The 16,875-nt window shown below is 75.2% G+C and carries 17 protein-coding genes; 4 read left to right on the top strand and 13 right to left on the bottom strand.

The window, feature by feature from the left end; translation table 11 throughout:
• Window positions 1-127 precede the first annotated feature (127 nt).
• Both Ae505Ps2_RS27375 and Ae505Ps2_RS27370 read left to right on the top strand, forming a co-directional pair.
• Window positions 128-1,267: an FUSC family protein gene (locus Ae505Ps2_RS27375; protein ID WP_075333668.1), complete on the top strand. Its 1,140-nt coding sequence runs from the start codon at window positions 128-130 to the stop codon at window positions 1,265-1,267.
• Window positions 1,268-1,400: 133 nt separating this feature from the next.
• Window positions 1,401-2,201, top strand: a complete 801-nt coding sequence (locus tag Ae505Ps2_RS27370) for a GAF and ANTAR domain-containing protein (protein ID WP_075311038.1) — start codon at window positions 1,401-1,403, stop codon at window positions 2,199-2,201.
• Here the strand turns inward: Ae505Ps2_RS27370 and Ae505Ps2_RS27365 are convergent.
• The 3 genes from Ae505Ps2_RS27365 to Ae505Ps2_RS27355 all read right to left on the bottom strand — a co-directional run bounded on the left by Ae505Ps2_RS27365 (window position 2,158) and on the right by Ae505Ps2_RS27355 (window position 5,130).
• On the bottom strand, window positions 2,158-4,350 hold the full coding sequence (locus Ae505Ps2_RS27365; protein WP_139320271.1) for a heavy metal translocating P-type ATPase: 2,193 nt from the start codon (window positions 4,348-4,350) through the stop codon (window positions 2,158-2,160). The two genes, Ae505Ps2_RS27370 and Ae505Ps2_RS27365, sit on opposite strands and share 44 nt — an antisense overlap.
• A gap of 241 nt (window positions 4,351-4,591) precedes the next feature.
• The gene (locus Ae505Ps2_RS27360) at window positions 4,592-4,795 is read right to left on the bottom strand and encodes a heavy-metal-associated domain-containing protein (protein WP_020623949.1); all 204 of its coding nucleotides are present in this window, start codon (window positions 4,793-4,795) and stop codon (window positions 4,592-4,594) included.
• Window positions 4,796-4,848: 53 nt separating this feature from the next.
• Window positions 4,849-5,130, bottom strand: coding sequence for a metal-sensitive transcriptional regulator (locus Ae505Ps2_RS27355; RefSeq protein ID WP_043278418.1), 282 nt, complete (start codon window positions 5,128-5,130; stop codon window positions 4,849-4,851).
• A 75-nt stretch (window positions 5,131-5,205) separates the two neighbouring features.
• On the opposite strand from Ae505Ps2_RS27355, the gene Ae505Ps2_RS27350 reads away from it, so the two are divergent.
• Window positions 5,206-5,691, top strand: a complete 486-nt coding sequence (locus tag Ae505Ps2_RS27350; protein ID WP_075311040.1) for a DUF6153 family protein — start codon at window positions 5,206-5,208, stop codon at window positions 5,689-5,691.
• Window positions 5,692-5,754: 63 nt separating this feature from the next.
• Window positions 5,755-6,312, top strand: a complete 558-nt coding sequence (locus Ae505Ps2_RS27345) for a DUF305 domain-containing protein (protein ID WP_075311042.1) — start codon at window positions 5,755-5,757, stop codon at window positions 6,310-6,312.
• A 79-nt stretch (window positions 6,313-6,391) separates the two neighbouring features.
• On the opposite strand, the gene Ae505Ps2_RS33795 is transcribed toward Ae505Ps2_RS27345, so the two are convergent.
• The 10 genes from Ae505Ps2_RS33795 to paaD form a co-directional block, all read right to left on the bottom strand.
• Window positions 6,392-7,279: a hypothetical protein gene (locus Ae505Ps2_RS33795; protein WP_233147625.1), complete on the bottom strand. Its 888-nt coding sequence runs from the start codon at window positions 7,277-7,279 to the stop codon at window positions 6,392-6,394.
• Window positions 7,280-7,499: 220 nt separating this feature from the next.
• Entirely contained in the window at window positions 7,500-8,705 is a 1,206-nt protein-coding gene (locus Ae505Ps2_RS27335) for an alpha-amylase family glycosyl hydrolase (protein ID WP_075311044.1), read from the bottom strand.
• 10 nt (window positions 8,706-8,715) lie between these two features.
• The gene (locus Ae505Ps2_RS27330; protein WP_075311046.1) at window positions 8,716-9,894 is read right to left on the bottom strand and encodes a CaiB/BaiF CoA-transferase family protein; all 1,179 of its coding nucleotides are present in this window, start codon (window positions 9,892-9,894) and stop codon (window positions 8,716-8,718) included.
• A gap of 96 nt (window positions 9,895-9,990) precedes the next feature.
• Complete coding sequence (locus Ae505Ps2_RS27325) at window positions 9,991-10,593, bottom strand: phosphoribosylanthranilate isomerase (protein ID WP_075311048.1); 603 nt, start codon at window positions 10,591-10,593, stop codon at window positions 9,991-9,993.
• A 64-nt stretch (window positions 10,594-10,657) separates the two neighbouring features.
• Window positions 10,658-11,590 carry a PDR/VanB family oxidoreductase gene (locus Ae505Ps2_RS27320; RefSeq protein ID WP_075312966.1) on the bottom strand — a complete coding sequence of 311 codons (933 nt, stop codon included), beginning with the start codon at window positions 11,588-11,590 and terminating at the stop codon, window positions 10,658-10,660.
• Between the two features lie 221 nt (window positions 11,591-11,811).
• A complete protein-coding gene (locus Ae505Ps2_RS27315) occupies window positions 11,812-12,864 on the bottom strand; it encodes an aromatic ring-hydroxylating dioxygenase subunit alpha (protein ID WP_020622248.1) in 1,053 nt (350 codons plus the stop codon).
• Window positions 12,861-14,204: an MFS transporter gene (locus Ae505Ps2_RS27310; protein WP_075554117.1), complete on the bottom strand. Its 1,344-nt coding sequence runs from the start codon at window positions 14,202-14,204 to the stop codon at window positions 12,861-12,863. The genes Ae505Ps2_RS27315 and Ae505Ps2_RS27310 overlap by 4 nt, the downstream gene beginning before the upstream one ends.
• A 94-nt stretch (window positions 14,205-14,298) precedes the next feature.
• Window positions 14,299-15,075 carry an IclR family transcriptional regulator gene (locus Ae505Ps2_RS27305; protein ID WP_075311054.1) on the bottom strand — a complete coding sequence of 259 codons (777 nt, stop codon included), beginning with the start codon at window positions 15,073-15,075 and terminating at the stop codon, window positions 14,299-14,301.
• Window positions 15,076-15,099: 24 nt separating this feature from the next.
• Window positions 15,100-16,272: a 1,2-phenylacetyl-CoA epoxidase subunit PaaE gene (gene paaE / locus Ae505Ps2_RS27300; RefSeq protein WP_233147786.1), complete on the bottom strand. Its 1,173-nt coding sequence runs from the start codon at window positions 16,270-16,272 to the stop codon at window positions 15,100-15,102.
• 79 nt (window positions 16,273-16,351) lie between these two features.
• Window positions 16,352-16,852, bottom strand: a complete 501-nt coding sequence (gene paaD, locus Ae505Ps2_RS27295) for a 1,2-phenylacetyl-CoA epoxidase subunit PaaD (protein WP_075312970.1) — start codon at window positions 16,850-16,852, stop codon at window positions 16,352-16,354.
• Window positions 16,853-16,875 lie beyond the last annotated feature (23 nt).

Here is a 16,875-nt window from a genome sequence, read left to right as displayed (position 1 = left end):
CCCGTGTGCGCACGGCGCCACCCCCGGACTCCACCGCGTTCCCCGCGGCCGACGGGTGGTCAGGGCCCTCGCGGTCGAACAGCCGGCCCCGCTTCCCACACCACCTGCACGACCGACGGAGCCGTCGTTGATCCCGCACCACCCGAACTCCCCGGCCTCCCTGTTCACCGAGGGATTGCGCCACCGCATGCGACTGGCCTGGCGGGCCGGCGCCGCGGCCGGCGCGGCCTGGTACCTCGCCACCCTCGTCCCCGGTGTGCTCGGCCAGTACCCCTACTACGCGCCGCTCGGCGCCCTGCTCGTCTGCTACCCGACCGTCTTCGACTCGCTGCGCCAGAGCCTGTTCGCGGTGCTCGCCTCCGGCATCGGTGTCGGTCTCGGTGCCACCGCACTGCACCTGGGCGGGGCCCGGTGGTGGGCGGTGGCCGTCGCCGTCCTGGCCGGGATCGCGGCGGGCGCGGTGCCCGTGCTGGCCGCGGCGCGGGACCTGATCCCCACGGCGGCGCTGTTCACCATCCTCATCGGGGCCGCCGACCCGTCCGGGTTCATGGCCGGCTACCTCGGCCAGACCCTGCTCGGTGTACTGGTCGGGATCGCGGTCACCCTGGCCCTGCCACCCCCGCCGCAGAACGCCCGCGCGCACCGTGTCGTGACGCGGCTGCGCGACGGCATCGCCGACCACCTGCAGGAAATGGCGGAGGTCCTGGCCGAACGGTGGCCACCCGAGCGCGAGGAGTGGACACGCCACCGCCACGACTTCGAGCCGCTGATCGACGCGACGCGGGAGGCGGTCCGCTCCGCCGACGCGGGCCGGCGCGCCAACCTGCGGGCACGCGCCTACCGGGCCCGCGGACAGCAGCTCTACGAGGCCGCGCAGACCCTGGAACAGCTCGCGGTGCTCGTCCGCGACATCAGCACGGTCCTGGCCCAGACGGCGTGGGCCGAGCGCACCGTCCTGGTCCTCGACCCGGAGCTGCGCACCCCGGTCGCGGAGGCGATGGCGGACCTGGCCACCGCGATCCGGTCGGCGGAGCTGGCGCACCTGACCCGCGGTCCCGCCCGATCCGGGCTCGACGGGCACCGCCGACACCTGGCCGCCGCCCGCGAGGCGCTGGACCGCGTCACCGACCGGCTCGACTCGCAGCGCGCGGGCTGGGAGGACAGCCTCGCCGCGTCGGGGATCGTGCTGCACCTGCGGCGGTGCCTGGACCACCTGCACGCCGGCCCGGCCGACCGCAGCCCGGATCTGCATCCGGCCGGCCGATGACGTGTGGGCGGCCGCCGACCGGGTATGCCAGGACCATGCCGGCACTCGTACCCGGGGCGTACGCCGGCCCAGGTCCTGTCGGTTGAGATCCTGCAGCCGGCGGGGCCGCCCCCCGGACACCGAGGAGCGGCAGATGACGGCACGGCGGTCGCCCTGGACCGACGAGCTGTCACAGCGGCCCTCCGGGGAGTTCCGTGCCGACGCCGACGCCGCCCGCGCCCCCGAGGAGCTGGCCGGCGTCATGGCCGGGCTGTCCCGGCACTTCTACCGTGCCCAGGACGCCACCGACGCCTGCGAGCGTGTGATCGAGGCCTGCACCGGCCTCGTGGAGGGCTGCACCCACGCGACGCTGACCCTCACCACGGGCGGCCGGATCGTCACCCCGGCGAGCACCGGCCCGTCCGCGCAGATCCTCGACGACCTGCAGCGTGAGCTGGGCGAGGGTCCGTGCCTGCAGGCGATCCGCGCCGACCGCAACGTCGTGTCGGCGGATCTGGAGCACGACCCGCGCTGGCCCCGGTTCGGCCCGGCCGCCGCGCGCCGGGGGATCGGCTCGGTGGTGGCGTCGCGGCTGTTCACCGACGACCGCACCACCGGCGCCCTGAACGTCTTCGGCGCCGCCGGCGCGTTCGACACCGCCGCGCAGGACCGGATCGCGGTGCTGGCCGCGCACGCCGCCGTCGCCATCGACGCCGCACGCACGCGGGAGAACCTGCACGAGGCCGTCCGGAGCAGGCAGGTGATCGGCGAGGCGATCGGTATCCTGCGGGAGCGCTACGGGATCACCTCGGAGCAGGCCTTCGACCGGCTCACCCGCGCCTCGCAGCACCTCAACATCAAGCTCCGCTCGATCGCCGAGCACCTGGCCCGCGACCCCGCGGCCGGCGGGGTCACACCGCCAGCGGACGGAACCGGCGCAGCCGCAGACTGTTGAGCACCACGCACACCGAGCTGAACGCCATCGCCGCACCCGCGATCATCGGGTTGAGCAGCCCGAACGCGGCCAGCGGGATCGCGGCCGTGTTGTAGGCGAACGCCCAGAACAGGTTGCCCCGGATCGTGCCCAGCGTGCGCCGGGACAGCCGGACGGCGTCGGCCGCGGCCCGCAGGTCGCCCCGGACCAGGGTGATGTCCGACGCCTCGATCGCCACGTCGGTGCCGGTGCCCATGGCCAGGCCCAGGTCGGCCCGGGCCAGCGCGGCCGCGTCGTTCACCCCGTCGCCGACCATCGCGACGACCCGGCCCTGCTCCTGCAGCCGCGTCACGACGGCGAGCTTGTCCGCGGGCAGCACGTCGGCGACGACGGTCTCCGGGCCGGGCTCGATGCCGACCTCACGGGCGACGGTCTCGGCGACGGCACGGTTGTCCCCGGTGAGCAGCACCGGGCGCAGCCCGAGCCTGCGGAACTCCGCGATCGCCTCCGCCGACGTCGGCTTCACGGTGTCGGCGACGACGAGCACGGCGCGGGCGGCCCCGTCCCAGGCGACGGCGACCGTCGTGCGGCCCCGTGCGGCCTCGTCCGCGGCGACCGCGGCGAGGTCGTCGGACAGCGGGACCGACCACTGCTCGAGCAGCCGCGGGCGGCCGACGAGCACGGCGTGACCGTCGACGACGCCCTGCACGCCGAGACCCTCGTGGTTGGTGAAGTCGGAGACGGCGGGCAGGTCACCGACCCGCTCGGTGGCGGCCCCGGCGATCGCGGCGGCCACCGGATGCTCCGAGGCGCGCTCCAGCGCTCCGGCGAGGCGCAGCACGGTCGCCTCGTCGGTGTCGTCGGCGGTGTGCACATCGGTCAGCGCCATGGTGCCGGTGGTGACGGTGCCGGTCTTGTCGAGCACGACGGTGTCGACCCGGCGCGTCGACTCCAGGATCTCCGGGCCCTTGATCAGGATGCCGGTCTGGGCGCCGCGGCCGGTGCCGACGAGCAGCGCGGTCGGTGTGGCCAGCCCGAGCGCGCACGGGCAGGCGATGATCAGCACGGCGACGGCCGCGGTGAACGCGGTCGAGGCCGGGGCGCCGGTGAGGATCCAGGCCAGCAGCGTCGCGGCGGCGATCACGGCGACGACCGGCACGAACACCGCGGAGATCCGGTCGGCGAGGCGCTGCACCTCGGCCTTGCCGTTCTGCGCCTCCTCGACCAGCCGCGCCATCTGCGCGAGCGCGGTGTCCGAGCCGACCCGGGTGGCCCGCACGACGAGCCGCCCGCCGGAGTTCACGCACCCGCCGACGACGGTGTCACCGGCCCGGACCTCGACCGGCACCGACTCGCCGGTGAGCATCGAGACGTCGACCGCCGAGCGGCCGTCGACGACCTCGCCGTCGGTGGCGACCTTCTCCCCGGGGCGCACGACGAACTCCTCGCCCACCGTGAGCTCGTCGACGGCGACGCGGACCTCGGCGCCGTCGCGGAGCACCGTCACGTCCTTCGCGCCCATCTGCAGCAGCGCGCGCAGCGCGGCGCCGGCCCGGCGGCGGGAGCGGAGCTCGACGTAGCGACCGGCCAGCACGAACGTGACGACCGCGGCGACGACCTCCAGGTAGATGTTCCCGCTGCCGTCGGTACGCGAGATCGTCAGCTCGAAGGGGTGCACCATGCCGGGCATCCCGGCGGTGCCGAGGAACAGCGCGTAGAGCGACCAGGCGAGCGCGGCCGTCGTCCCCATCGAGACGAGGGTGTCCATCGTGGCGGCGCCGTGACGCAGGTTCGTCCAGGCGGCCCGGTGGAACGGCGCCCCGGCCCAGCCCCACACCGGCAGGGTGAGCAGCAGCGAGGCCCACTGCCAGCCGACGAACTGCCACGCGGGCGTCATCGCGAGGACGACGACCGGCACCGACAGCACGACGGCGCCGATCAGCCGGTTCCGCAGGTCGCGCAGGTCGCGTTCGGGGTCCGGGTCGGGCTCGGCGCTCGGCGGGGTGGCGGTGTAGCCGGCCGCCTCGACGGTCCCGAGCAGGGTGTCGAGCCCGACGCCGCCGGGGGCGCTGATCCGCGCCTTCTCGGTGGCGTAGTTGACGGTGGCGGTGACGCCGTCGAGCTTGTTGAGCTTGCGCTCGATGCGGTTCGCGCAGGACGCGCAGGTCATGCCGCCGACGGCGAGCTCGATCTCGGTGACGGTGCCGGCTGTGCTGCCCGGGCCGGCTGTGCCGGCTGTGCTGGCTACGCTGCCTGGGCCGCTCTCGGCGACGGTCCCGGTCGCGGCTGCGCGGGGCAGGGCGGTGACGGGTCCGTGGGCCGGGGACGTGTCGCTCATGGTCGGTCCTCCGGGGCGACCCGGCGCGGGTGGCGGTCGCGACCCGCGCCGGGTGGGTGGTCGGGTGGGGTGCTCAGACGAGCTGGTAGCCCGCCTCGCGCACGGCGTCGCGGACGGCCTCGGTGGAGACCTCGTCGTCGCTGGTGACGGTGACGGCGCCGGTCGGCAGGTCGACGGCCACGTCGGTGACGCCGGCGATCTCGCTGATCTCCTCGGTGACCGAGGCGACGCAGTGCTGGCAGGTCATGCCGGTGACGGTGTAGCTGGCGGTGCTCATCGTGCTCTCTCCTGTGCGGGGTTCGGCGCCATCGGGGTCCGGCGCCATCGGGGTCAGGATCGGACCAGCCGGGCGATCGCCGCGCTGGCCTCCTGGATCTTCTCCTCGGCGACGGGGCCGCCCTCGGCGGCGGCGTCGGCGACGCAGTGCTTCAGGTGCTCGTCGAGCAGGCCCAGCGCGACGGCCTCCAGGGCCTTGTTGACCGCGGCGACCTGGGTCAGCACGTCGATGCAGTACTTGTCCGACTCGATCATCTTCGTGATGCCGCGGACCTGGCCCTCGATCCGGCGCATCCGCTTGACGTGCGCGTCCTTGGTGTCGGCGTAGCCGGGCATCGCGTCCTCCTCGGGGTCCACCGCGACCATACCCCTAGGGGGTAGTGGTATCCACCCCGCCGGTACGGTCGAGGTGTGACGGACCGGACCCGGCTGCTCGTGCTCGTGCTGCCGGTGCTGCTCGGGCTGCTGGGGATGCACGCGCTCGCGGCGCCATCCGCGCACTCCGGTGTACACGACCGTCCCGCGGGCACGCCGCACGCCGCCCCGCACCCCGCACTGCACTCCGCCTCGCACTCCGCACTGCACTCGGCACTGCACGATGGACCGGCCCGCGCCGCCGCGGTACCGGCGCACCCCGTCCCGGACGGCGCGTCGGCGGGGGCCACACGTCCCGGTCCCCACGGATCGTCGCACGACGGGGCCGCGCACCTGCTGCACCTGTGCCTGGCCGTGCTCGTGGCCGGGGTCGTCCTCGCCGCGGCGGTGCTGCTGTCCGGGTGGGCGCCGCTGCCGGCGTCGCGGGGGCCGGTCGGCCCGGGGCGCCCGCGGACCGGACCGACCGGCCGCTCGCCCCCGGTCCCACGGCGGCTCGCGCTGCTCTGCGTGTCGCGGACGTGACCGGCCTCCGGCGCGGGAGAGCGCCGGAGCCGCCGAGCACCCACGACACGGGAGTACCGACACATGACACACACGAACGTGGCGCTCGCCGCCACGGCACTGACCGCTGCCCTCGTCCTGACCGGCTGCGCCGGCGGAGCCGCGTCCGCACCGCCGGTCGCGTCGTCGAGCAGCGCCGACGTCACCTTCGCCCAGGGCATGATCCCGCACCACGAACAGGCGATCGCGATGGCACGGCTCGCCGACGGCCGCGCCGGGGCCCGCGTGGGCGCCCTCGCCGACCGGATCGAGGCCGCCCAGGGCCCGGAGATCGGGCAGCTCCAGGGGTTCCTGGCCGACTGGGGCGCCGCGCCCGCCGCGGACCCCCACGCCGGTCACGGTGACATGGCCGGGATGACGGGGATGATGTCCGACGAGCAGATGGCCGGGCTGGAACGCGCGTCCGGCGCCGCGTTCGACCGGTCGTTCCTCGAGATGATGATCGCCCACCACGAGGGTGCGGTGACCATGGCCCGCGCCGAGCTCGACGCCGGGGTGGACCCGCGGGCACGGGAGGTGGCGCAGCGGATCCTCGACACGCAGCAGGCGGAGATCGCGGAGATGCGGGCGCTGCTGGGCTGAGCGGAGATCGTCGCGACTGAGGGATCCGGTGCCGGGAACGGCACCGGACCGCTCGGTCGTGACGATCATCGTCGCGGCGTCAGCTGAACGAGATGTGCACGTGGTCCATGTGGTTCGCCGTCGCCCCGCCCCGGTCCTCCTGGGCCGTCCAGCCGCTGCCGGTGTCGATGCGCTGCCGCCAGATGATGTAGGAGATCCCGAGCTCGTCCCGGTGCTGCTGGGCGTAGGCGGCGAGCCGGTCGCCCGTCGCCCGGTCGACCATGAAGTCCAGGGCCTTGCCGCTCGGGTGGTCGGAGGCGTTGCCGCGGCTGCCGATGCCCAGCACGGAGTCGACGCCGAACAGGCAGCGCAGCTTCTCCCCGGCCCTCGCCACGTTCGCGGCGACGCCCTCCATGCCCGCGGTGCCCAGGGCACACGTGGGGGAGCCGGTCGGGCCGCCGGCCGAGGGTGCGTCGGCGGCCCCGGCGGAGGAGCGCGCGGAGTCGGCGGCGCGGGCGGCCGCCTCCCGTGCCTCGCGGGCGGCGGCCCGGGCGCGCTCGCGCGCCTCGTCGCGGGCGGTCACCGCGGAGCCGACCGCACCGTTCGCGGCGCCGACGATCGCGTCGACGTCGACCGGGGGCGGCGGCTCGGCCAGCGACCGCGCCGTCCCGGAGTGTGCCGACGGCGCCGCGGTGGCCGCGTCGGTCGGCGACGCGTCCGCGGCCGGGGAGCTGAAGGCCTGCAGCGCGAGGTCGTCGACCCGGGGGAGTCCGCCGCCGGTCGCGGCGTGCGCGGCGACGAGTCCGCCGCCCGCGAGCGCGGAGGTGAGGACCTGCAGGGTGCGGGCCCGGCCCGCGCGGCGGTGCCTCCCGCCCCGCTCCGGGCCGACGTCACGGGTGACGACGGTCGTCGACGGCAACGGTCGGCTCGGGTCGGCCCGGCTCGGGGAGCGCCGGGCCGCCACGGAGCCGGGGATGTTCCTCGGCACGCAGGGCGTCCTTCCTCGTCGGAGACGGCTGCGCCCGGATGCCTGGGGAGCGGGGCGCGCGGGTCCTGCTGGGGATCAGGACCGTGACCGTTCCGTGATCGACCGTACGGACCGGGTTGCCGACGCGGGGTCGGTCCGCGACCACCGGCCGTCGCGGTGCTGCGAGTGGCGGGCGGCTCGGCCGGAAGGATCAGCGGCGATCCGCCGGTTGCCGAGGTGGTCAGGCGTCCTGGACGTCCCAGGTGCCCGCGGCGTAGTCGAGGGTGACCCGCAGCGCTCCGCCGTCCCCGTGGCCGCCGTCGCCGTGACTGACGTAGACGAGCCGGTCGTCGGTGGCCTCGGCCACCTCGGTCCGCGCGTCGTACAGCCAGGGATGGCGCCGGCGTAGCCCGATCAGCTCCTGGTGCACCGCGAGGACGTGCGGGTCGGCGCCGTCGGGGAACGACCCGTCGGCGGGGAACTCGGGGCGGACCGCGTCGTCGCCGCCTGCCCGCTCCTCCTTGACCCCGGTCAGGCCGAGCTCGTCGCCGGCGTAGACCGAGGGGGTGCCGCCGACGGTGCACAGCACGGCCACGGCCAGCTCGATGTGGCGGCGGTCGTGCAGCTGCGACGCGAGCCGGGTGACGTCGTGGTTGCCGAGGAAGGTGTTCGGCACCGCGGCGGCGACGAACCGGTCGTGGCGCTGCAGCGCCCACGCCAGCTCGTGCGGGTTGCCGTCGTTGAGGCTCGACCAGACCGCCTTCCACAGCTCGTACTGGGTGAGCGCGTCGATCGTGGTGGCGGCGGTGACCGCGTCGTGCTCGCCGTGGATGACCTCGCCGAGGAACCAGGCGCCCGGGTGGCGTGCGCGGACGCGGGGGAGGACGTCGGCCCAGAAGTCGTCGGGGACGGTGTACGCGGCGTCGAGCCGCCACCCGTCGGCGCCGCGGTCGAGCCAGTGGCAGAGCACGTCCACGACGTGGTCGCGCACCGCGGGGTTGTCGTGGTCGAGGGTGTGCAGGCCGGGGTGGCCCTCGAAGACGGCGATCTCCCCGTCGTCGGTGTGCCGGAACCAGGCGTCGTCCGGCCCGCCGGGGTCGGCGCGGGCGGCGAGCAGCCTGGGGTGCTCGGGCCCGACGTGGTTGAAGACGCCGTCGAGCAGGATCCGCAGGCCGCGCCCCTTCGCCTCGGCGACGAGCGCGTCGAAGTCGGCGCCCGAGCCCAGGCGCGGGTCGATCCGCAGGTGGTCGGTGGTGTCGTAGCCGTGGGTGGCCGAGGCGAACACCGGGCCGAGCAGCAGTCCGTTCGCCCCCAGCGCGACCGCGTGGTCGAGCCAGCCGATGATCCGCCGCAGCGAGTGGTCCGCCCCGTCGCCACGGTCGGGGTGGGCCCCGGTGAACCCCAGCGGGTACACGTGCCACCAGATCGCGTGCCGTACCCAGTCCATCCGCGCGACCCTAGCCGTCGGACGGTTCCTCGGCCCGGTGCCCGTCGAGCCAGGCGAGGACGGCCTCGGTGTGCTCGCCGACGGCCGGGACCGGGTCCATCCGCGCCCGCCGCCCGGCGACGGTGATCGGCGGCTGCAGCGCCCGCAGCGGCCCGACCGGGCTGTCGACCTCGGTCCACCGGTCCCGCGCGGCGAGCTGCGGGTGCTCCAGCACCTCGCCGACCTCCCGCTGCCGGGCGTGCGCGATCCGCGCCGCCACCAGCCGCGCGACGAGCTCGTCGCCGGTCAGGCCGGTCAGCACGGTGTCGATCTCGGCGTGCAGGGCGGGGCGGTTCTCCACCCGGGCCCGGCCACTGGAGAACCGCGGGTCGGTCGCGACCTCCGGGCGGCGCAGCACGACCTCGCAGAACGTCACCCACTCGCGCTCGTTCTGGATCGACAGGACGACGTCGGTGCCGTCACCGGCGGAGAACGTGCCGTACGGAGCGATCGCGGCGTGGCTGGTGCCGGTCCGCCGCAGGGCGGTGCCGCCGTAGCCGGCGTAGTAGAGCGGGTAGCCCATCCACTCCACCAGCGAGTCGAACAGGCTGACCTCCAGGTCGGTGCCCAGCCCGGTGCGTTCCCGCTCGTAGAGCGCGGACAGGATGCCGGAGAACGCGTACATGCCGGCGCCGATGTCGGCGGCCGGGATGCCGCTCTTGGCGGGGGCGTCCTCGGTGCCGGTGATCGAGACGAGCCCCGCCTCGGACTGGATGAGCAGGTCGTAGGCCTTCGCGTCGCGGTACGGGCCGGAGCTTCCGTAGCCGGAGATCGAGCAGGTCACCAGCCGGGGGTACCGCTCGCGCAGGGCGGCGGCGCCGAGCCCGAGCCGCTCGGCGGCACCCGGGGCGAAGTTCTGCACGAACACGTCGGCCCGCTCCAGCAGCCGCAGCATCGTGGCGCGTCCGTCGTCGGACTTCAGGTCGAGGGTGACAGACTCCTTGGACCGGTTGAGCCACACGAAGTGGCTGGACATGCCGTGGACGGTCTCGTCGTAGTCGCGGGCGAAGTCGCCGGAGCCCTCGCGTTCGATCTTGATGACGCGAGCGCCGAGGTCGGCGAGGTGCCGGGTCGCCAGCGGCGCGGCGACGGCCTGCTCGCAGGAGACGACGAGCAGGCCCTCCAGGGGGAGCTGTGCGTCCGTGGCCATGACGGCTCCTCGGCGTCGAGACGATGCCTGGTCCCCCGGATCATGCACGACCCCGACCGACGACGCCCCGCCCGGCCGTCGTGGGCCCGGCCGGGGTCAGCCGGCGTCGCGGGCGGCGGCGACGAAGTCGCGGATGCGCCCGTGGTCCTTCACCCCGCGGGCGGACTCGACGCCGCTGGAGACGTCGACGCCCCAGGGCCGCACCCGGCGCACCGCCTCACCGACCGTGCCGGGGTCCAGACCGCCCGCGAGCAGCCAGCGCCCGTCCGGCTTCGGGTCGAGTGCCTCGGCGTCCCAGCGCTCGCCGGACCCGGCGACGGGGGAGTCGAGCAGCAGGACCTCCTCGCCGTGCAGGCCGACGGTGAGGTCCGGGTCGTCCGTCAGCGAGGTGGCCCGCCACAGGGTCACCGGGTGCCGCCCGGCGACGGCGAAGTCCCCGGCGGTGTAGCGGCCGTGCAGCTGCAGCACGTCGGCGCCGGCGCCGGCGGTCACCGCGGCGGCCTCGCCCGCGGGCAGGTCGGCGACCACGACCACCGACCGCACCCCGTCCGGCACCCGCGCGACGAGCGCGGCCAGCCCGGCCGGGTCGACGTGGCGGGGGCTCGGCGGGTACACGACGAACCCGACCGCGTCGGCGCCGGCGGCCACGGCCGCGTCGACGTCGGCCGGGGTGGACAACCCGCACACCTTCACGAACACGGGGTCGACCCTACGTGGCGCGGCCGCGCCGCCCGGCGCGCCGGGAAGGAGGCCGGCGGATCGGCTACAGGTCCAGCACGAGCCGCGGGGACCGCGAGCGGGACACGCAGACCATCATCACCTCGCCCGCGGCGCGCTCGTCGTCGGAGAGCAGCGAGTCTCGGTGGTCGGGTTCGCCGCCCAGCACCCCGGTCTCGCAGGTGCCGCAGGTGCCCTCCCGGCACGAGGACAGCATCGTGATCCCGGCGCCCTCGAGCGCGTCGAGGATCGAGCAGCCGGCCGGGACCTCGACCACCCGGCCGGACCCGGCGAGCTCCACCTCGAACCCGTCCTGCGGCCCGTCGAGCGCGCCGTCGGCGGGGGCGAACCGTTCGAGGTGGACGTCGAGGCCGAGCCGGTCGCCGAGCTCGGAGACGGCGTCGAGCAGGCCGCCGGGACCGCAGCAGTAGACCGGCCGGTCCCCGGCCGCCCCGAGCACGGCGGCGAGGTCGGGCGGCCCGTCCTCGTCCTGCGGCACCAGGACCACGCGGTCGGGGTACCGCTCGGCGAGCTCGGTGAAGGCCATCGACGCCCGGGCGCGGCCGCCGTAGACGAGCCGCCAGTCCGCGCCCGCGGCCTGTGCCGCCGCGACCATCGGGACGATCGGGGTGATCCCGATGCCCCCGGCGACGAACAGGTAGCCGGGCGCGTCGACGAGCCCGAAGTGGTTGCGGGGGCCGTCCACGTCGACGGTGTCGCCCTCGGCGAGGACGTCGTGGACGTACGCGGACCCGCCGCGGCCGTCGGCCTCCCGCAGCACCGCGACCCGGTAGACCGACCGTTCCCCGGGGTCGCCGCAGAGCGAGTACTGCCGGACCAGGTCCGGCCCGGTCCGCAGGTCGATGTGCGCGCCCGGTTCCCAGGCCGGCAGGTCCGCGCCGGACGGGTCGCGCAGGGTCAGCAGCACCACGCCGTCGGCGGCGGCCTCCTTCTTCTCCACCACGAGAGGGGTGCTCATCGCGTCGCTCCTTCCAGCTCCCCGCCGGGCGGACGGCGGCTCGGGCAGCGGGTGGTGGCCGTCGGGGTGGGCGAGCAGCCACTCCCACAGCGGGACGGGGTCGTCGAAGACGCGTTCGGCGCCGCAGTGGCACACCGCGCGTTGCAGGTCGGTGCCCAGCACCCAGTGGATGCGCTGCACCCGGCGCCCGTGCAGCACCGGGGGCGCCTCGGGGATGTCGCTCACCGGACGGTCGCCGCCTGCGGTGCCGAGGCCATCCTGGCCAGCATCCGGCGGGCGGCGAGCCCGCCGGTGTCGATGTTGACCGACAGCTCCTGGTAGCCGGGCGGCTCGGTCGCGACGACCTTCTCCAGGACGTCGAGGGCCTCGACGTCCTGCAGCACCACGGTGCGGTTCTGCTCGGCCAGGAACGCCGAGACCTCGACGTCGTCCTGGGCGAAGTCGCGCGCGACCATCCAGAAGTCGTGCGTGGAGTGCTCGGTCTCCGGCGTGATCGCGTAGACGACCTCGACGTGGAAGGCGTCCGGGTCGGTGCCGTCCGGGTTCGGGACGGAGCCGACCGGCGCGATCCGGGAGTGCAGCTTGTACAGGCACGGCGGGGTGTACTCGATGTCCTGCCAGCGCGAGATCCGCCCGGACAGGCCGGTGGAGCGCTCGTAGAACGGCGGGCACTCGGCGTCGGCCATGTGCCGGGAGACGTGGACGATGCCAGCGTCCTCGTCCACCTCGGTCGAGATCGGGGTGGCCGCGACCTCGGGGGTGCCGATGTAGCCGCCGTGCAGGTAGGTCTCGTGCGACAGGTCGAGCAGGTTGTCCACCAGCAGCGAGAACCGCGCCGCGAGGGGCTCCATGCCGCGCACCGTCGTCCACGCGTCGTCGTCGAGGTAGGTCGCGCGCGGGATGCGGGTCGCGTCGGCGCGCTCCGGGGCCCCGATCCAGACCCAGATCAGCGAGTCCTGTTCGACGACCGGGTAGGCCGCCAGGCGGGCCGTGCGCGGCACCCGCTTCTGGCCCGGCACCGCGACGCACGCGCCGTCGGCGCCGTAGGTGAAGCCGTGGTAGCCGCAGACGACGGTGTCGCCGACGAGCCGGCTCGGGGACTGGGACAGCGGGAACCGGCGGTGCACGCAGCGGTCGGCGTGCGCGGTGACCTGGCCGGCCTCGGTGCGCCAGAACAGGATCGGCTCGTCGCAGATCGTGCGGCCGAACAGCTCGCGCCCGATCTCGGCGGAGTAGGCGGCGACGTACCACTGGTCGCGGGGGATCGAGCTCATGCGGGGACTCCCTGGGTGGTGGGGGCGCCGGATCGGCGGAGCAGCAGGACGAGGACGGCCGCGCCGACGAACACCGCGGCGAAGAGCAGGTAGAGCGACTGCGGGGTGGCGCCGCCGTCGAGCAGCGCCCCGGCCAGGGTCGGCGCGAGGATCGCCCCGGACCGGCCGACGGCGAGTGCGGTGCCGACGCCGGTGGTGCGCACGTCGGCGCCGTAGGAGGTCGGGGCCATCGCGTACAGCCCGGCGCCGCAGCCGTTGACGAACAGCCCGACCAGCGCGGCGACGACGAACGCCACCGCGAGCGAGGAGGTGCTGGCGATGAACACGGCGAGCAGCACCGCGGTGGCCAGCAGGTACCCGGCGAGCACGTGCCGCAGCGCGAACCGGGCGGCGAGCAGGCCGAGCCCGGCGGCGCCGAAGATGCCGCCGACGTTGAGCAGGGTGCCGCCCGCGATGCCCGCGTCCGGGGAGAGCCCGGCCTCGACGAGCAGCGTCGGCGTCCAGCTGGTGACGAAGTAGAACCCGGCCATCACGCAGAAGAAGCTGATCCAGAGCAGCACCGTGGTGCGGCGCAGCGCCGGGCGCAGCAGCGCGCCGTACCCGGCCGCGACACCGGTGAGCGCCGGAGCGTCCCCGGGGAGCGCGGGCAGCGCCGCGTGCCCCATCCGGGCCAGCAGCGCGTTGACCCGCTCCAGCGCCCCGGCCGGGCGACGCACGAGCAGGAAGTCCAGCGACTCCGGCAGCCGCCACCAGACCAGCGGGACCGCCGCCAGGGTGGCCAGGCCACCGACGAGGAACACCGACCGCCAGCCGAGCTGCCCGATCAGCGTGGCGGCGAGCACGCCGCCGAGGACGGCCCCGATCGCGTAGCCGGTGGAGTTCAGGCTGACCGCGAGCCCCCGCCAGCGGGCCGAGGCGTACTCGGCGGCGACGACGTTGCTGGTGGCGAGGATGCCGCCGACACCGAGCCCGGTGACCAGCCGCAGCGCGCCGAGCTGACCGGGGGACTGCGCCGCGGACGAGGCCAGCATCGCCAGCCCCGCGACGACCAGGCAGCCCAGCACGATCGGCCGTCGCCCGATGCGGTCGGCCCACGGTCCGATGAGGACCGAACCGGCGGCCATGCCGACCAGGCCAGCGGACAGGAGCAGGCCGAGCTGGCTGCCGGACAGGCCCCACTCGGTGGCGACCGAACGGCCGGTGAAGGCCATGACCAGGACGTCGAAGCCGTCCAGGACGTTGAGCAGGACGCACGCCGCGACCGCGCCCCACTGGTAGCGGGACATGGGGGCGTCGTCGAGCAGGCGGCGGACGGTGTCCGTCGCGGGTGGTGGGCGCATGGTGGACTCCGTCGTCTCCGCGCGGTGGTGGTGCAGCGAGGATGCGGGGCGACGGGGCGAGCGCCGTACGTGCCTTCCGGAGAATGGAAGGGTTTCAGGGCGTGGTGGTGCTGAGCGCGCGGCTGATCCCGGCGGCGGTCGTGCGCACCAGCGGGGCCAGCGCACGGGCGGGCACGCTGCCGTGCCGCACCACGAGCGAGACGGCCGCGACGACCTGGCCGCGGGCGTCGGAGACGGGGGCGCCGACCGACAGCGCGTCGTCGGTGACCTGCCGGTCGCTGACCGAGTGGCCGTCGCGGCGGACGTCGGCGAGCATGCGGCGCAGCCGCTGCGGGTCGGTCACGGTGAACGGGGTGTAGCGCTCGATCCGCCCGCCCAGCACCTCGTCCTGCAGCTCCGGCGGCGAGTGCGCGAGCAGCACCAGGCCGACCCCGGTCGCGGTGAGCGCGAAACGCCCCCCGACCCGGGTCTGCACCGGGACCGCGCCGGACCCGGCGAGCCGTTCGACGAACACCACCTCGGCGCCCTCGCGCACCGCGAGCTGCACGTTCTCCCGGGTGACCCGGGACAGGTCCTCCAGGAACGGCAGCGCCGTCTCGCGCAGTGCCTGCCCGCGCGGGGCGAGCGCGCCCAGCTCCCACACGCGCAGCCCGATCCGGTAGCGGCCCTGCTCGTCACGCTCCAGCGCACCCCACGCCGCCAGGTCGGCGACGAGCCGGTGGGCCGTCGACAGCGGGACGTCGGCGTGCCGGGCGAGGTCGCTGAGCGACAGCGCGGCCCGGTCGGGGCCGAACGCGTCGAGCAGGCCGAGCGCGCGCACCACGACCGACCCGGTCGGTCCCACCGGGTGGCCGCGACGCGACGTGGTCATGCCCGCCAGTATCAGGCGTCGTGGTCAGGCGTCGTAGTCGACCGTGGCGGTCCCCGTCACCGGGCGGGACTGGCAGGTGAGGACGAACCCGGCGGCGACCTCCTCGGGCTCCAGCGCGTAGTTGCGCCGCATGGTCACCTCGCCGTCGGTCACCTTCGCCCGGCAGGTCCCGCACACCCCGCCCTTGCAGGCGAACGGCAGGTCTCCGCGGACCTGCTGCGCGGCGTCGAGGACGTACGCCCCGGCCGGGACGGCCAGCGTCGTCGACCGTCCGTTCAGGACGACCGTGACCTGCGCGCCGTCGCCGTCCGGCTCGGGCTCGTGGCGGTCGACCTCCGGCGGCGGCTCGTCGACGTAGAACAGCTCGCGGTGCACCCGGCGCCGCTCGACACCCAGCTCGCCGAGCACCGCGACCGCGGCCTCGGTCATCCCGAGCGGGCCGCACAACCACCAGTCGTCGACGTCGCCGGTGTCGACCAGCGCGGTGAACAGCAGCCGCAGCCGGTCGGCGTCGAGCCTGCCGTTGACGATCTCGGCCTCGGTGGGCTCGCGGGACAGCACGTGGAGCAGGTGCAGCCGCGGGCCGTAGCGGTTCTTCAGGTCGGCGATCTCCTCGGTGAACATCACCGTGTCGGTCCGCCGGTTGCCGTAGACGAGGGTGACGCGGGTGTCGTCGTGCGCGGCCAGCAGCGACGCCGCGATCGACAGCACCGGGGTGATCCCGGACCCCGCGGCGACGAGGCCGTGGTGCGTGCCCGCCGTCAGCTCCGGGGTGAACGACCCGGCGGGCGGGCCGACCTCGACGACGTCGCCCGGGGTCACCTCGTCGACCAGCCACGCGGAGAACAGGCCGCCGTCGACCCGGCGGACCCCCACCCGCGGCGCGGTCCCGGCGGCCGAGCAGATGGAGTACGACCGGCGCTCCTCGCCGTCGGCGGTGACCTTCCGCAGGGTCAGGTACTGGCCGGGCCGGAAGTCGTAGTGCGCGCGCAGGTCGTCGGGCACGTCGAAGGTGACGGCGACGGCGTCGTCGCACAGCCGGTCCACCTCGGTCACCACGAGCCGGTGGAAGCCGACGGGCAGCGCGTCGTCCCCGGCCAGCAGGGCCTCGATCTCGTCGTCCAGAGCGAGCGTCGTCCTGCCGTACGCCTGGTTGGCCCGGGCCTGCCACGCCGCCGCGCGCCGCTCGCTCATCAGTTCTCCTCGCCGGTTCGGTCGATCACCGGGCACGCTCCGCTCCTCGCTCGCCAGGGCTCGCCGCGATGCTCACGCACCCTCAGATCTCCTTCATGTGCTCGAACGGCTCACGGCAGGTCGTGCACCGACGCAGCGCGGTGCACGCGGTCGGGCCGAAGCGCGACAGCTCCTCGGTCGCCCGCGACCCGCACTGCGGGCAGGGCACGACCGTCGACGGCGCGTCCAGCGTCAGCGGGATCGGCCCGGTGGTGCGCGGGGCGCTCCCGGGCGGTGCGACGCCGGCCTCGGCGAGCTTGCGACGACCGGCCCCGCTGATCCAGTCGGTGCTCCAGGCGGGGGAGAACACCGTCCGCACCTCGACGCCCGAGTACCCGGCCGCCGTGAGCGCGCCGCGGATGTCGGCCCGCATCTCCTCGATCGCCGGGCAGCCGGAGTAGGTCGGGGTGATCGTCACGGTCACCGTGCCATCCCGTTCGGAGACCGACCGGACCACCCCGAGGTCGTCGAGGGTGAGCATCGGCATCTCGGGGTCGACGACCCGGGCGACGACGTCGCGGGCACCGAGGTCCCGGTCGCTCAGGTCCCGGTCGCTCAGGTCCACCG

It is taken from the genome of Pseudonocardia sp. Ae505_Ps2, assembly GCF_001932425.1.
In the GTDB taxonomy this organism is placed as follows: Bacteria; Actinomycetota; Actinomycetes; order Mycobacteriales; family Pseudonocardiaceae; genus Pseudonocardia.
The sequence above is the reverse complement of the archived record's forward strand: the minus strand, read 5'-3'. Positions and strand labels throughout refer to the sequence as shown.

Excerpts from the sequence above, each read along its gene's own strand:
- Ae505Ps2_RS27345 (WP_075311042.1), top strand. The coding sequence starts at position 5,755 with ATGACACACACGAACGTGGCGCTCGCCGCCACGGCACTGACCGCTGCC.
- Ae505Ps2_RS27320 (WP_075312966.1), bottom strand. The coding sequence starts at position 11,590 with ATGAGCACCCCTCTCGTGGTGGAGAAGAAGGAGGCCGCCGCCGACGGC.
- Ae505Ps2_RS27310 (WP_075554117.1), bottom strand. The coding sequence starts at position 14,204 with ATGCGCCCACCACCCGCGACGGACACCGTCCGCCGCCTGCTCGACGAC.
- Ae505Ps2_RS27370 (WP_075311038.1), top strand. The coding sequence starts at position 1,401 with ATGACGGCACGGCGGTCGCCCTGGACCGACGAGCTGTCACAGCGGCCC.
- Ae505Ps2_RS27335 (WP_075311044.1), bottom strand. The coding sequence starts at position 8,705 with ATGGACTGGGTACGGCACGCGATCTGGTGGCACGTGTACCCGCTGGGG.
- Ae505Ps2_RS27330 (WP_075311046.1), bottom strand. The coding sequence starts at position 9,894 with ATGGCCACGGACGCACAGCTCCCCCTGGAGGGCCTGCTCGTCGTCTCC.
- Ae505Ps2_RS27355 (WP_043278418.1), bottom strand. The coding sequence starts at position 5,130 with ATGCCCGGCTACGCCGACACCAAGGACGCGCACGTCAAGCGGATGCGC.
- Ae505Ps2_RS27305 (WP_075311054.1), bottom strand. The coding sequence starts at position 15,075 with ATGACCACGTCGCGTCGCGGCCACCCGGTGGGACCGACCGGGTCGGTC.
- Ae505Ps2_RS27315 (WP_020622248.1), bottom strand. The coding sequence starts at position 12,864 with ATGAGCTCGATCCCCCGCGACCAGTGGTACGTCGCCGCCTACTCCGCC.
- Ae505Ps2_RS27365 (WP_139320271.1), bottom strand. The coding sequence starts at position 4,350 with ATGACCTGCGCGTCCTGCGCGAACCGCATCGAGCGCAAGCTCAACAAG.
- Ae505Ps2_RS27360 (WP_020623949.1), bottom strand. The coding sequence starts at position 4,795 with ATGAGCACCGCCAGCTACACCGTCACCGGCATGACCTGCCAGCACTGC.